8 protein-coding genes are annotated in these 15,104 nt (G+C 46.1%); 4 read left to right on the forward strand and 4 right to left on the reverse strand.

The window, feature by feature from the left end:
* The first annotated feature begins 235 nt into the window (after positions 1 to 235).
* Positions 236 to 2,794: a type I DNA topoisomerase gene (topA, locus tag B9A91_RS19445; RefSeq protein ID WP_084240681.1), complete on the forward strand. Its 2,559-nt coding sequence runs from the start codon at positions 236 to 238 to the stop codon at positions 2,792 to 2,794.
* The gene (locus B9A91_RS19450) at positions 2,794 to 3,198 is read left to right on the forward strand and encodes a hypothetical protein (RefSeq protein WP_084240682.1); all 405 of its coding nucleotides are present in this window, start codon (positions 2,794 to 2,796) and stop codon (positions 3,196 to 3,198) included. The genes topA and B9A91_RS19450 overlap by 1 nt, the downstream gene beginning before the upstream one ends.
* A gap of 16 nt (positions 3,199 to 3,214) precedes the next feature.
* Here the strand turns inward: B9A91_RS19450 and B9A91_RS19455 are convergent, their stop codons facing one another.
* Positions 3,215 to 4,633 carry a DNA/RNA non-specific endonuclease gene (locus tag B9A91_RS19455; protein ID WP_084240683.1) on the reverse strand — a complete coding sequence of 473 codons (1,419 nt, stop codon included), beginning with the start codon at positions 4,631 to 4,633 and terminating at the stop codon, positions 3,215 to 3,217.
* Positions 4,634 to 4,842: 209 nt separating this feature from the next.
* Between B9A91_RS19455 and B9A91_RS19460 the strand changes: the two genes are divergently transcribed.
* Both B9A91_RS19460 and pbpC read left to right on the forward strand, forming a co-directional pair.
* On the forward strand, positions 4,843 to 10,401 hold the full coding sequence (locus B9A91_RS19460) for an alpha-2-macroglobulin family protein (protein WP_084240684.1): 5,559 nt from the start codon (positions 4,843 to 4,845) through the stop codon (positions 10,399 to 10,401).
* A gap of 154 nt (positions 10,402 to 10,555) precedes the next feature.
* Entirely contained in the window at positions 10,556 to 12,937 is a 2,382-nt protein-coding gene (gene pbpC / locus B9A91_RS19465; RefSeq protein ID WP_084240685.1) for a penicillin-binding protein 1C, read from the forward strand.
* Here pbpC and B9A91_RS19470 read toward each other — a convergent pair.
* The 3 genes from B9A91_RS19470 to B9A91_RS19480 form a co-directional block, all read right to left on the reverse strand.
* A complete protein-coding gene (locus tag B9A91_RS19470) occupies positions 12,934 to 13,626 on the reverse strand; it encodes a lysoplasmalogenase (protein WP_084240686.1) in 693 nt (230 codons plus the stop codon). The genes pbpC and B9A91_RS19470 overlap by 4 nt on opposite strands.
* A gap of 93 nt (positions 13,627 to 13,719) precedes the next feature.
* The gene (locus B9A91_RS19475; protein WP_084240687.1) at positions 13,720 to 14,025 is read right to left on the reverse strand and encodes an RNA recognition motif domain-containing protein; all 306 of its coding nucleotides are present in this window, start codon (positions 14,023 to 14,025) and stop codon (positions 13,720 to 13,722) included.
* Positions 14,026 to 14,100: 75 nt separating this feature from the next.
* On the reverse strand, positions 14,101 to 14,958 hold the full coding sequence (locus B9A91_RS19480) for a dienelactone hydrolase family protein (RefSeq protein ID WP_084240688.1): 858 nt from the start codon (positions 14,956 to 14,958) through the stop codon (positions 14,101 to 14,103).
* Between the last annotated feature and the right edge of the window lie 146 nt (positions 14,959 to 15,104).

Here is a 15,104-nt window from a genome sequence, read left to right on the forward strand (position 1 = left end):
ATACCCTAATGCTTTATCAACCCCTACCTAACACTTGCTTAACCTCTGCGCAAACTCGGATGCATTTCGAGTGCATGCCAAAGTTAACCCCCTGTGGGTTCCGGTTATCCCGGCTATTTAATTAATACTATATATTCAGTTAAATGAGTCATTTGTAAATAAAAATGCCATAAAATTCTATCGAATTTTGAAATTAGGCTTATTTATAGCTTTATTTGCAGAAAAACCGGTCTGAATGGCGAAGAATTTATTAATAGTTGAGTCACCTGCGAAAGCAAAAACGATTGAAGGATATTTAGGTAAAGATTTTCTTGTTAAATCGAGTTACGGGCACATACGTGATCTGGTTAAAGGAGATATGGGGATTGATATTTCCAATAATTTCGCCCAAACCTATGAAGTTCCAGCTGATAAGAAGCAGGTGGTGGCAGAACTTAAAAAATTAGCCAAAGACGCAGAAATGGTATGGCTCGCATCCGATGAGGACCGCGAAGGAGAAGCCATATCCTGGCACTTATATGAAACTTTGGGCCTTAAGGAAAACAAGACAAAAAGAATTGTTTTTCATGAAATTACCAAGCCGGCCATCCTTAAAGCCATAGAAACCCCGCGAAGCATAGACTATAATCTTGTAAATGCCCAACAGGCACGCAGGGTACTCGACCGGCTGGTAGGTTTTGAGCTTTCACCAGTATTGTGGAAAAAAGTGAAACCTTCCCTCTCGGCCGGGCGTGTACAATCAGTAGCTGTTCGCCTGATTGTAGACCGCGAACGTGAAGTCAATAAATTCAACGCAACTGCTGCGTATAAGATTACTGCTGAATTTTCGACCAGTGCCAATGGCAAAGAACTGGTTAAGGCCGAACTGCCGCAACGTTTTGAAAAGGAGGCTGATGCAGAAAAATTCCTGAACGATTGTATTGGTGCAGGCTTTTCCGTAGATAACCTGGAAACAAAACCTGCTAAACGTAATCCTGCTGCACCTTTTACTACCTCTACCCTTCAGCAGGAGGCTTCCCGCAAACTGGGTTATTCAGTGAGCAGGACCATGCAGATTGCACAACGCCTGTATGAAAGCGGGCGCATTACCTACATGAGGACGGATTCTGTAAATTTATCAGAAACTGCCTTACAGGCTGCAGCCAATGAAATCAGATCGGCCTGGGGTGATAAATATCACCAGCCAAGAACCTATAAAACTAAATCTGCAGGGGCCCAGGAGGCACACGAGGCCATCCGCCCTACTTATTTCAACCAGCATACAGTACCCGGCGATAACGCCGAACAGCGTCTGTATGAGCTGATCTGGAAAAGGGCAATCGCATCGCAAATGAGCGAAGCCCTGTTTGAAAAAACAACTGTACAGATTGGTGTCAGTACCCGCAAGGAGCAATTGATTGCCGAAGGTGAAGTCCTGAAATTTGACGGGTTCTTAAAGGTATACCTGGAATCTTCAGACGATGAGGATATGGAAGATTCGGAAGGCGGCACTATGCTGCCTCCTTTGGCGCGTGGGCAGGAACTTCATTTAAAGGTCATGAATGCAACCGAAAGGTTCTCCAGGCCACCGGCACGTTATACTGAGGCCAGTCTGGTTAAAAAACTGGAAGAATTGGGTATTGGCAGGCCATCTACCTATGCCCCTACGATTTCCACCATCCAAAACCGCGGATATGTGGTTAAGGAAGACCGGGATGGCCGTCCGCGCCCATTCGGAGCTATTCAGCTGGCAAACGGTACGGTGACGAAAAAAACAAAAACAGAAATTACAGGTGCCGAAAAAGCTAAGCTGTTCCCTACCGACATCGGTCAGGTAGTGAACGACTTTCTTGTAGAGCATTTTAAGGGGATTGTTGATTTTAACTTTACCGCCAACGTAGAAAAAGAATTTGATGAGATTGCCCAGGGCTTACAGGAATGGACAAAAATGCTCCACTCCTTCTATACCCCCTTCCATATAGAGGTAGAAACTACGCTCGAAACGGCCGACAGGGCCAATGGTGAGCGTTTGCTGGGAATTGACCCGGCAACAGGCAAAAATGTATACACCAAAGTGGGCCGTTTTGGTCCTCTGGTACAGATCGGGGAAAACGATGACGAAGAAAAGCCCCGTTATGCCAGTCTGACCAAATCACAATCTGTAGGTACCATCACCCTGGAAGAAGCATTAGAGCAATTTAAATTGCCTTTCCAGCTTGAAGATTACCAGGGCAAAGAGGTTTCTGTGGGTATTGGCCGATTTGGACCGTATGTGAAATGGGGAGATGCTTTTATCTCCGTACCTAAAAACGAAGATCCATTATCTATAGATCAGGATCGCGCCATAGAGATCATTACTGAGAAAATCAGTGCTGATGCGCCCGTGGCACACTACGAAGGTATGCCGGTTACCAAGGGCAGCGGACGTTTTGGTCCTTTCATCAAATGGAACGATTTGTTCATCAACGTTCCGAAGGCCTATAACTTCGATCGTTTATCGCAGACTGATATCGAAGAATTGATTACGAAAAAGATTGAAAAGGAAGCAAATAGATTTATCCAGCAGTGGGCGGCCGATAAAATTGCCATAGAAAACGGCAGATGGGGACCATTTATTCGTTTTGGAAAGGAAATGCTGAAACTTCGTAAAAATCCGGCAACCAATGATAAGTATACTGCTGAAGAACTGGCAGTGATTTCGCTGGATGAGGTTAAAAAACTGATTGTGGAGCAGGTCCCAAATGCATTTGAACCTAAAAAGAAAGCTGCGGCGAAAAAGGCGCCCGCCAAAAAAACGCCCGCAAAGAAAAAATAATGAAGAAAGACCTTCCGGAAAATATAGTTGAAGATGTGGGCATGGCTGTGGTGCTGATTGGCGAAACCCCTGAAGTAAAGAACTGGACGGTGTATGTTGTCAATCTGAAAGATGTAGGACTCGATAATGTTTTGATCAGTTCCAAGGGCTATGGCGAAAAAGATGGCAAAATGGTTAAAACTTCCGTCTTACGCCATTTTATTGGAGACCTGAAGCCCGGCTCTTTTGCAGGTGTGGAGGCAATAGACCCCGAGGTTTTCGGCCTGACCAATGAGTACTGGCTGAGTTATTATATAGACGGGGTCATTTATGACAAGAAATTTATCTTCCTTCCGGAAAGTATTGTAGATGAAAACCTGATCCATATCCCACTGGTAAATATGCCTGGGGTGATGATCAGATAACAAAAACAGATGCTGCTTAATTGGCAGCATCTGTTTTTGTTTCTATAATGTCCTGCAAACTTACCGGTAGTCCGGATAACAGGTTATAACCGGTAGCGGCCTCAATAGAACGGACACTCACCCTGTATTTTTTCCAGTCGGTTTCAATGGTGTTCACATTGGGTGTGTTTACCGCAATCACGCGTGTGCTGGCCGAAACCCGGTTGATGTCATCGTTACCTGCAGGGATGATGACGGCTATTTTCCATATGTTGGAGGGTACGGTTACTTTGCCCCCCGCAATAGTGTTTGCGTTGCCTTTACTGCCTGTACCTCCGATGCCATAACTGCCCATGATGATGTAAACTTCATTGCCTTCCAGAACTTTTGTACGCAGGTAACCTTCAAGGCCGTTCCAGGTTTGCTGGTTGTTTTGAGGGGCCTGGGGGATCATATTGCTCATCAGGAAAGTGGCGCTGTTGGCATTGGTTGAACTGGTCCGGTCGGCCGAGGGCACGTTATGGCCCCGGTCAAAACCTGAGCCGGAATAACTGTTGCTTTGCACTATAAAAGCGTCCTGGGGCAAGCCCGTAAAGCCGGCAAAGTTATCGAGCCGGTCAGATGCTCCCGTAATGTTGCTGGCATCCAGATGCCAGCTTACCCAGTTTGGTGTGCCACGGCTGCTGCTGTAAGATTGCACATAATAGCTCTGGTCGATCAAAAAATTATCAATACTTACCGAATTGGCACCCGAGGGGTTGCCAAACAGCAGGTTGCTGTTGTCGCCGGTTGCCGGTTGTGCGTCGGTACCTGCGGTAACACCCCTGGGCATTGATGCGGGGCTTCCATCAGGGTCTGCAGGATCAGGATCTGGTGTGGAAACCACAAGTCCGGGATCGCCATTGCCCTTAAAGGTAATGTCATCTATGTTTATCCGGGTTGTCCCCTCCTTCTGGATCTGGAAACGTACTTTTCCAGTGCTGTTCACTGCAAATGAATCCAGTTTTAAAGTACTGTTGGTTTCTGAAATATCCGTTCCCAACTGATTAAAGGTTGCACCACCATCAGTGGAAAGCATCAGCTTCCAGGTCGAGGCCGCATCAGTGCCATACTTACCATGTTTGATGTACAGCATGGTCATACCGCTTACATCAAAATTCATGGTGATTTTCCCGGTGCGGAGCCTTAAGCTCTTTAATCCGTTCTTTAAATCAGCTGTCAGATTGCCTACCAGGGCATCGTCAAGGATCCAGCTTCCGGTTGGCATTTTTACCGTTGCGATGGCATAAGCACCTTTGGCAGGTGTGTTTTCAAAATCTTCGGTAATGGAATAGGCCGCAGGCGGCACAACAACAGGATCAATCGGGTCAGGTCTTAATTCCTGAGTGGTTTTTTTGGAACAGCCGGTAAGTGCAAGCACCAGGCCTCCGTACAAAAGCAGATGTTTTAGGGTCATATATGTTTTCAATAAGGAGGTACAAATTTGGTAGTTTTATATTATCTAAATGTTAGAATACTGATATTTATTTTGGTTTTTTTTAAGTTCAGATAATATTATGGAAATGCTTACAGAATTCTGTAAAAGTTGATGTTGATAACAATTCTGAGGTTAAATCAAACCTTTTTGCTAATTTTCCTACACATCTTATTGTTAAACATCAATGTATGGAAAGTACTAAAAAACGCATGCTCATCGGCGCCACTGCCGCCGTTCTAATTGGTATAGGGGCATTTTTCTTCTTTAAGAAAGAAAGGCCCAAAGACTATAACCAGCAATATTCAAAGTATATAGAAGCCTATACCTCTGGTACGGTCTCCAAAAAGAGTTTCATCAGGGTTCACCTGGCCAATGAAGTAAAAACAGTAAGTGATGTAGGGGTAGCCGATAGCCGCGACCTGTTCAGCTTCTCTCCTTCTGTAAAAGGAAAAACCTATTGGATAGACGCCCAGACCCTGGAATTCAGGCCAGAGGAAAACCTGAAATCAGGCGAAAATTACGAGGCCACCTTTAACCTGGGCAAATTACTGGAAACAGAGGCTGGTTTGGAAGAATTTGAATTTGATTTTAAGGTAATTGCACCCGGCATGCATTTAATGCAAAATGGACTGGTTTCCCAAAACAATACCTCGCTTGATTACATGAAGCTGAGCGGTGAGATCACCACCTCAGATCAGGAAGATACCAAGCAGATTGAAAAGGCCCTGGAAGTGGATTTCTCTGCACCGCTTAAGGTGAAATGGCAGCACGATCCGGCCAGGAATACCTCTGTTTTTACGGTCGACAGTATCAAAAAAACAGGTAAAGAAAACCAGCTGAAGTTGAACTGGTCGGGTAGTCCTATTGGTGCCGAAGGTAAAGGTACAGAGACGGTTACAGTACCAGCATTTGGTGTATTTAAAGTGCTGGACATCAGGGCTGTGCAGGACCTTGAAGATTTTGCCCTGGTACAGTTTTCAGAGCCGGTAGGTGTTGGGCAGGACCTGAACGGCCTGATATCCTTAGCTGCCCAGTCAGATTTGCGTTATACGATAGACGGCAGCCAGGTGAAAATCTACGCTCCTGTTACACTTGAGGGTAATTATACCCTAACTGTTAATGAAAGTGTAGAAAATATAAATGCCAAAAAGCTTCAGGCTGGCAAGACGGCCAATATCATTTTTGAAAATAAGCTGCCCTCTGTAGTTATAGCCGGCAGCGGTACCATCATCCCGAATTCAGGAAAACTGGTATTGCCTTTTGAAGCGGTAAATTTAAGGGCCGTGGATGTAACGATCATCAAGATCTACGAAAACAATATTCCTCAGTTTTTCCAGACCAATAATTATAAAGATGGAGGCGAACTTCGCCGTGTAGGTAAGCCTGTGATTCAGAAAACCATCCGGCTGGATGAAGATAAAGCACTTGATTTGCATAAAAAGCACCGTTTTACGCTTGATCTGGATAAGATCATCCGTACAGAACCTGGGGCGATGTACCGCGTTACCATCGGCTTCAGGCATACCTATAATGTATACAAATGCGCTGAAGTGGATGATGCTGCTGAAGGCGGTGGCGACGACTACGAACGTTATGGAGAGAAAATTGATGAAGACGATGAATTTTGGGAGCGTTACAACAGTTATTATCCGAACAATTACAGGTGGGAGGACAGAGATAACCCTTGTACCCCATCCTATTATACCAACGAGCGCTGGGCCAGTCGCAACCTGATGGCATCCAATATAGGATTGATTGCCAAGCGCGGAAACGACAACAGCATGTTAATCGTAGCTACAGATTTGCTGACAGCCAAGACGCTAAGCGGTGTAACCCTGGAACTGCTGGATTACCAGCGTCAGGTGATTCACACCGTAAAAACGGATGGCGACGGAATGGCTTCTTTTGAACTGAAAAGAAAACCTTTCCTGCTGGTGGCCAAAAATGGTGATGAGCGCGGCTACCTGAAACTGGACGATGGGAACTCCCTTCCGCTGAGCCGTTTTGATGTAGGCGGGGATGTGGTTCAGAATGGATTGAAGGGCTATATTTATGGAGAGCGTGGCGTATGGCGCCCCGGCGATTCGGTATTTCTTTCCTTTGTAATGGAAGACAAGCTGAAGAAACTTCCGGGAAATTACCCTGTTACATTTGAATTGTATAACCCTCAGGGGCAACTCATCAAAAGGACCATTAATGGTAAACCTTTAAATGGTTTCTATGCTTTTAGAACTGCTACAGAAAGCACATCCCCTACCGGCAACTGGCTGGCAAAAGTTAAGGCGGGCGGAGCTACTTTCTCTAAGACTCTAAAAATTGAAACCGTAATGCCGAACAGGCTGAAGATCAATTTTGATATCGGCAGCCGGACCTACCTGGGCTCTGGCGGGCCATCCACTGCTGCCCTATCAGCCAATTGGCTGTTTGGTGCCCCTGGCAAACATCTGAAAGCTAAAGTAGATGTGAACCTGAATACCATGCAAACCACCTTTAAAGGTTTTGAGGCTTATACTTTTGACAATCCGACAGTGGTGTTCCAGTCGCAGGTAAAAACCATTTTTGAAGGTTCGCTCAACGAGAATGGCATGGCAACGGTGAATACCAATTTAAATGAAAACAACAGTGCGCCTGGTATGCTGAAGGCCAATTTTACCACTAAGGTATTTGAGGCCGGGGGTAATTTTAGTATCGACAACTTCAGCATCCCTTATCATGTATACAGCAATTATTATGGCATAAAAACACCTGATGGTGACAAAATGAGCGGAATGCTGCTTACAGGGCAAGACCATAAGATTGATGTGGTGAATGTAGATCGTAATGGAAAATTGCTGGCGGGTAGTAAATCTGTTGAAGTGGAGCTGTATAAGGTACAATGGCGCTGGTGGTGGGAGCAGGATAACGAAAACTCCTATGCCAACTTTACCCAGAACTCCTACAATAAACTGATTAAAAAAGAATACATCAGCTTGTCTAACGGGAAAGGCAGCTGGAAAATAAGAATAGATGAACCTGAATGGGGCCGTTACCTCGTATTGGTAAGAGATATTAACGGCGGCCATGTAACGGGTAAATCTGTTTATATTGATTGGCCAGGATGGGCGCAGCGCGAGCAAGGCAGCAACCCTACCGAGGCTTCGATGCTTTCCTTCACTGCCAATAAAACCAAGTTCCAGGTGGGTGAAGAAGTCGTGCTGACCATACCTTCGGGCAATGGCGGCCGCGCCCTGATCTCGATCGAGAACGGCAGCAAGGTTTTGAAAACTTTCTGGACAGATACCAAAGCCGGGCAAACGCAGTTTAAGTTTAAGGCCGAAAAGGAAATGGCACCGAATGTTTTTGCCAACGTTACCCTGCTGCAGCCGCATGCGCAAACCGTAAACGATCTGCCGATCCGCATGTATGGGGCCATTCCATTATTGGTGGAAGACCCTCAGACGATCTTGAAACCCCTGATAAAGATGGCCGATAAACTGCGGCCTGAGACGGAGAGCAGCATTACCGTAAGCGAGCAGAACGGTAAGGCCATGACCTATACCATTGCCATAGTAGATGAAGGCTTACTGGACCTGACCAGATTTAAAACTCCTGACCCGCACAGCGTATTCTATGCCCGTGAAGGTTTGGGGGTTAAGACTTGGGATTTGTTTGATTATGTCCTTGGTGCCTGGGGTGGTAACCTGGAGCGCATTCTGAGTATTGGTGGTGATGGCAGCATCAATAAAAACCTGAACCCGGCTAAAGCCAACAGGTTTGTACCGGTAGTAAAATATATGGGGCCTTTTGCCTTGGGCAAGGGTGCTTCGCAAACGCATAAATTTAAACTGCCGCAATACATTGGCTCGGTCAGGGCAATGGTAGTGGCTGGTCAGGACGGTGCCTATGGTAAGGCTGAAAAGGCGGTTCAGGTGAAAAAGCCGCTGATGCTGCTGGCCACGGTACCAAGAGTGATTGGTCCGGGCGAAAGCTTTACCCTGCCTGCAACTGTGTTTGCTACTGAAAAGAACCTGAAAAACGTAACCCTGCAGTTACAGCCGCAGAATTTGCTGGTGCAGGGGCTCCGGACGCAGCAGCTGGTGTTTAAACAGCCAGGAGAGCAGATGGCTTATTTTGAGGTCAAGGCGCCTGAAATGACGGGTATTGCGAAAATTAGGTTGGTTGCCCAAAGCGGTACAGAGAAAACAGCCTATGATGTGGAACTGGATATCCGTAACCCTAATCCATTCGTAACCAATGTAACTTCGGCAGTGATAGAGCCCGGACGTAACTGGGGTACCACTTATGTTCCTGTAGGAATGGCGGGTACAAATTCTGGCAGTGTAGAGGTTTCGTCCATTCCGCCTATCAATCTTAAAAAGCGCCTCAGCTACCTGGTGCAGTATCCGCATGGTTGTGTAGAGCAGACTACCTCCGGAATCTTCCCGCAGTTGTTCCTAAGTAAGCTGACGCCGTTAACCGAGCAGCAGAAAGCCGGTGCTGAGCGAAATCTGAAAGCAGGGATCACCAGACTGCGTAATTTCCAGACCGCCGATGGCGGCCTGGGTTACTGGCCGGGAGCCGGTACATCCGACGAATGGGGAAGCACATATGCAGGTCATTTCCTGGTAGAGGCACAAAATGCAGGCTATACAATGCCGGTTGGAATGCTGGATGAACTGCTGCGTTACCTGAAATCGAAAGCAGCGAACTGGTCGCCCAACAGCAATAACTTCTACGGTGGTGACTTGTCACAGTCTTACCGCCTCTATGTATTGGCACTGGCAAAAAGGGCCGATATGGGCGCAATGAACAGGTTGCGTGGGTTTCAATATCTTTCAGTCAGTGCAAAATGGCGTTTGGCAGCGGCGTATAAACTGGCCGGACAAACGGATGCGGCAAATAACCTTATCCGTGGACTTGCCTTTGAAGTACAGCCATATAACCAACTTGGAGGCACTTATGGATCAGACATCAGGGATGAAGCCATGATCCTGGAAACCCTTACCTTGCTGGGCCGAAAGGCAGAAGCCGGAAAACTGGTGCAGTCGCTGGCCATAAAACTGGGTAAAGACGATTGGTACAGCACCCAGACAACGGCTTACAGCCTGCTGTCCATAGCCAAATTCTGCGGGGCAAATACTGCTTCCAGCAACCTGAAGTTCAATTACACCATAGAGGGTAAAAAAGGTAGTGTAAACTCCAATCAGTTCCTCAGCAGTACTGCTTTATCCTTTAAAGGAGGAAATGGCGTGGTGATCAGCAATGCGGGCGACAGGGTATTGTTTGTACGTTTGATACTGGAAGGGCAACCGGCGGCCGGACAAAATAACTTCCTGCCAAATAACCCTGAAGTGCTGGACATGAGCATCAGCTATAAATTGCTGAACGGCAAGCCGCTCAATCCGGCTTTACTGAAACAAGGCACAGATTTTTATGCGGAAGTGGTGCTTAAAAATCCAGGCCGTATGGGCTATTATGAACAGATGGCCTTAACACAGATTTTCCCTTCAGGCTGGGAGATCATCAATACCAGGGTAAACGACAATGAGAGCATTATTGCTTCTTCTCCTTATACTTACAGGGATATCAGGGATGACCGGGTATTTACCTATTTCAACCTGAGAGAGAACGAAACAGTAACCTATAAGGTATTGCTCAATGCCTCCTATATCGGCCGGTATTATTTGTCTGCCGTACAATGCGAGGCCATGTATAACAACAGCATTAGTGCTACCGAGGCTGGTCAGTGGGTTCAGGTTGTCAAATAATTTATAGCCTTGGCCAGACATTAATTAATAAGTATTTGACAAAGCCGGCAGAGAACCTTAAGAATGCAGTAACCTTTTCCATAATTATTGATTTATTACAGATCAATAATTATGGGAAAATGTTACCTGAAAAGATCACAATAAGCGTAAAGGAATGCTGAAAGCACATAAAACTATACTTTTTACAGATCTGTCCTTTCTGGCTTTGATACTGATATTCCTGTTTGCATTACCTTCGAAGCTGTTCAGGGCGCCTACTTCTTATGTGGTTGAAGCGATAAATGGCGAATTGCTGAGTGCTGCGATTGCCAGTGATGGGCAATGGCGCTTTCCTCTGGCTGATAGTGTTCCCGAAAAGTTTATGCGGTGCATTGTTGCTTTTGAAGATAAACGTTTTTACGATCATCCGGGCGTGGATGCCCTGGCCATGGCCAGGGCAATGCGGCAAAACCTGAAGGCTAAAGCTGTGGTTAGCGGGGGCAGTACGCTTACGATGCAGGTGATCCGTTTGTCGAGGCGTGAAAACCGGACGCTATTGCAGAAGCTGATTGAGCTGCTGCTGGCGCTGCGGCTGGAACTTACCAATTCCAAAACCGATATCCTGAAACTGTATGCCGCCAATGCACCCTTTGGCAGCAATGTGGTTGGACTGGAGGCCGCCTCCTGGCGTTATTTCGGGCGCAGACCCGAAAGTTTGTCCTGGGGCGAGATGGCCACGTTAGCGGTCTTGCCTAACAGCCCCTCTTTGGTTCATCCAGGCAAAAACTCGCCTCGCCTGATCCAGAAAAGAAATGATCTGCTCGACAAACTGGCCGTTCTGGGTTTTATAGACCAGGTTACCGCTAACCTGTCCAAACTGGAACCCATTCCGGGAAAACCCCAGGCCTTACCCCAATACGCCCCTCACCTGCTCAACCGCTTCAAAAAAGAGTATGCTTCACTGGCTAAACGTAAAACGGGGACCAGGGTTACTTCCACAATTGATTATGATCTGCAATTGAAGATAAACGCATTACTGAAAAGGTACAATAACCGGTACAGGGCCAACGACATCAATAACATTTCAACTCTGGTGCTGGATGTGAAAAATGGTTCCGTACGCAGTTATGTAGGCAATATTTATCAGCCAGAGAACAAGGAACTGGAAAGTCATGTAGATATGATTACAGCGGCACGTAGTCCGGGTAGTACCTTAAAACCGCTTTTATATGCCAGTATGCTGAACGATGGATTTATCCTGCCCCGCACCCTGATTCCCGATATCCCTACGCAGATAGGTGGTTATTCTCCACAAAATTATGACCTGGGTTACGATGGTGCCATTCCGGCAGATAAGGCGTTGAGCCGTTCGCTGAACATACCTGCAGTTAAGCTGTTGCAGAACTATAAATACCAGCGCTTTTATGATAAGCTAAAAAAAATGGGCTTCAGTACGTTGAACAAGCCTGCCGATCATTATGGCTTGTCACTGATCCTGGGCGGTAGTGAAGTGACCATGTGGGATCTGGCGCGCACCTACATGGGTATGGCACGTACCTTAAACCATTTTAATGATTACCGCGGAAAGTACAATCCACACGATTATGACAGTCCGGTGTATATTAACCAGAAGCGGGACACCCGTTTTGATGAATATGAACTGCAGTTAAATTCGGTACTCGACTTTGGCTCGATATGGAATACTTTTAATGCGATGGAAGAAGTAATGCGGCCTGGCGAGGAAGGTTTATGGGAACAGTTCTCTTCTTCGCAGCGGCTGGCCTGGAAAACCGGGACCAGTTTTGGGTTCAGGGATGCCTGGGCCATTGGATTGAATCCCGATTACGTAGTATGCGTATGGGTGGGCAATGCCGATGGCGAGGGTCGGCCTGGATTAACGGGGATCGATGTGGCTGCTCCGGTGATGTTCGATATTTTTAAGCTGCTGCCGAATAGCAAATGGTTTCAGGCTCCTAAAAATAAACTGAAGAAAATGCGGGTATGCCGGCAAAGCGGCTATAAGGCAGGCGAGTATTGTAAGGAGGTAATTGAGGAACTGGTTGCGCCTGCAGGAGAAAAAACAGCGCTTTGTCCCTACCACAAGCTGGTCCATCTTGACCGTACCGGAACCTATCGGGTAACGGATGCATGTGAGGCACCTGCCGATATGCAGCATATACCCTGGTTTATCCTGCCTCCGGCGATGGAGTATTATTATAAGATCAAGAATAGCGATTATAAATCGCTGCCCCCTTTTAAGCCTGGCTGCGAAAGCACTGAACAGCATTATGTGATGGATATGATCTATCCAAAGAACAACGCCAGTATTTACGTACCGGTCGAGTTTGATGGAACAAGAGGTAAAGTCGTGCTAAATGCTACCCATCGCAATGCGGATGCGAAAATTTACTGGCATATTGACGGTGAATACGTGGCTACCACCAAAACCTACCATCAACTGGCAGTAAGCCCTGCTCCGGGAAAACATACACTCACATTGGTAGACGAAAACGGGGAAAGGCTGGTTCAGACCTTCCTTATTCTGGATAAGAATTAGCGATTGTTGTGCAGCAATTTTCGTTCGGCCGCACCAAGGGTAACCAGGTATTGGGCAATCATATAGGTTGCCATGATCCAGGTACCTGCGTAATGGAATGGGGCAACAAATTTGTTGTAGGCCAGTAGGGCATCAGACAGCATAAAACATATGGCGCCAAAAAGGATGAGCCTGAAACTAAACGTGTTGACCCTTTGGTTACGGAAACAGGCCATCATCGCCATCATACTGATGGCCAGCACATAGATCATCACCGGGAGTTTCATGGCAGCCAGGTGTGGGCGAAGAAAAAAATAAAAGCTGATGCTGACAATAGCACAGCATAGAATGGCTATCCTGGCCCCTTTCTTGTCCAGTTCAGGCACAGATTTGAAGTCGAGATAAAAGGCGCTGGTATAAAAAACATGACAAAGCAGGAAAGCTACAAGTCCATATATAAAATAAGACTCCTGCTTTACAGCATACATGAGCAATACGTCGCCTGCCAGGGCAAAGATCAGTCCGGTAAAAATACGTTTATGGAAACGCCCTTTTAAGCGGGTGCTCCGGGCAAGCATCAGCAGCAGGGAAATTACGATGGCTGGCTTGCTAAGACAGGCCAGATATGGGCTGCTGATAAATCCTGAAGCGATCTGCAGGATAAAAATCAGTGCAAACAAGAGGTTAAAACCCAGGTATTTTTTTAGCATTTCACAAATCTATATAAAAAAACAGCAGTTACAACATGGTTATAACTGCTGCTCTATATAGATGGATACTATAGTATCTGTAGCTTAAAAAGCTTAGTAGCTTTTTTCCGTACGGTTGTTGCGTCTGAAGCCATTACCAGCACCAGCTCCGGTGTTTGGTTTTTCCTGCGCTTCAGCCACTTTAATACGGTTACCGTTGTAGTCGCCGCCGTTCATGCATCTGATGGCTTCTTTTGCTTCTTCCTCTACAGGCATTTCCACAAAACCAAATCCGCGACTTTGACCCGTCTCCCGATCTTTGATAATCCTGAGTGATTTTACCTGACCGAAATCACCAAATACGGCTGTCAATTCATCTTCCCCTACTTCTAAAGGAAGGCCTGTAATAAATATCTTCATTAATGTTTAAAAATTTGTACAAAAATAAGCATTTTTTTGGTTAAAATTTAATGTAAGTGTCAGCTATAAGTATAATTAGGATAATTTATCCCTGAAAAGGTCCATGCTTCTTTTCCACGCCAGCCTGGCTGCGGCCTCATTGTAGCGGGTTGGCGAAGTATCATTGTTGAACGCGTGGTTTACACCTTCGTATATAAATAATTTATAATCAATGTTGTGCTGCTTTAAAGCAGTTTCATAGGCAGGGATCCCTGCGTTGATCCTTTCATCCAGGCCGCCATAGTGGAGCATCAGGCTCGCTTTGATCTTGCCGGCGTCTTCAGCTTTGCCCTGTGCACCATAATAAGCAACAGCGGCCAGTAATTTTGGATCAGCAATGGCCAGTTTATTGGCCATACCCCCGCCCCAGCAAAATCCTATGCAACCTGTTTTACCATTTCCGTCTTTCCTGCTGCGTAAATAGTCGAGGCCCAGCAGATAATTCTGCAGGTTCTTTTCAGGATCCAGCTTACCGATCAGCTCGCGGCCTTTGTCCTCATCTGCCGGAGTGCCCCCAAAAGGTGATAGTGCATCAATCCCCAGGGCAATAAAACCTTCGGTAGCTACTCTTTTGGTCACTTCAATGATGTGCGGGTTTAATCCCCGGTTTTCATGTATAACTACTACACAACCCAATTGGGTTGTGTTTTTGGGTTTTGCCAGAAATGCTTTTATATCACCGTCAGCACCCTTATAGGTAATTGTGCCTGTTTCAAGCTCCTCTTCGTTAACACTGGCTGCTGCTGCTGCTGCGTAATTGTTCTCCAGTAAGGGCAAAACAGATAAAGCAAGGGCAGTGCTTCCGGTGAGGACAGCAAGTTTTTTCATGAAATCTTTTCTGCTGATACCACTATGTGTGTATTCGTCGTATAGGTTAATGATTTTCTGATCCATATACTGTGAGGTTATGCATTTTTAAACAAAAAAAGCTTTATTTGGTTTGCCCCTTGCAAAAAAAAATCTGTTAGAGGAAAAATGGCAAGCATTTTGGGTATGAAATATAGTTCCTGATTTTAAGGGGATAACACAGCTAAGATTTG

It is taken from the genome of Pedobacter africanus (genome assembly GCF_900176535.1).
GTDB classification, from domain to species: Bacteria; Bacteroidota; Bacteroidia; order Sphingobacteriales; family Sphingobacteriaceae; genus Pedobacter; species Pedobacter africanus.

Bases quoted from the DNA above. Each gene is read 5' to 3' on its own strand.
- topA (WP_084240681.1), top strand. From the start codon at position 236: ATGGCGAAGAATTTATTAATAGTTGAGTCACCTGCGAAAGCAAAAACG.
- B9A91_RS19450 (WP_084240682.1), top strand. From the start codon at position 2,794: ATGAAGAAAGACCTTCCGGAAAATATAGTTGAAGATGTGGGCATGGCT.
- B9A91_RS19455 (WP_084240683.1), bottom strand. From the start codon at position 4,633: ATGACCCTAAAACATCTGCTTTTGTACGGAGGCCTGGTGCTTGCACTT.
- B9A91_RS19460 (WP_084240684.1), top strand. From the start codon at position 4,843: ATGGAAAGTACTAAAAAACGCATGCTCATCGGCGCCACTGCCGCCGTT.
- pbpC (WP_084240685.1), top strand. From the start codon at position 10,556: ATGCTGAAAGCACATAAAACTATACTTTTTACAGATCTGTCCTTTCTG.
- B9A91_RS19470 (WP_084240686.1), bottom strand. From the start codon at position 13,626: ATGCTAAAAAAATACCTGGGTTTTAACCTCTTGTTTGCACTGATTTTT.
- B9A91_RS19475 (WP_084240687.1), bottom strand. From the start codon at position 14,025: ATGAAGATATTTATTACAGGCCTTCCTTTAGAAGTAGGGGAAGATGAA.
- B9A91_RS19480 (WP_084240688.1), bottom strand. From the start codon at position 14,958: ATGGATCAGAAAATCATTAACCTATACGACGAATACACACATAGTGGT.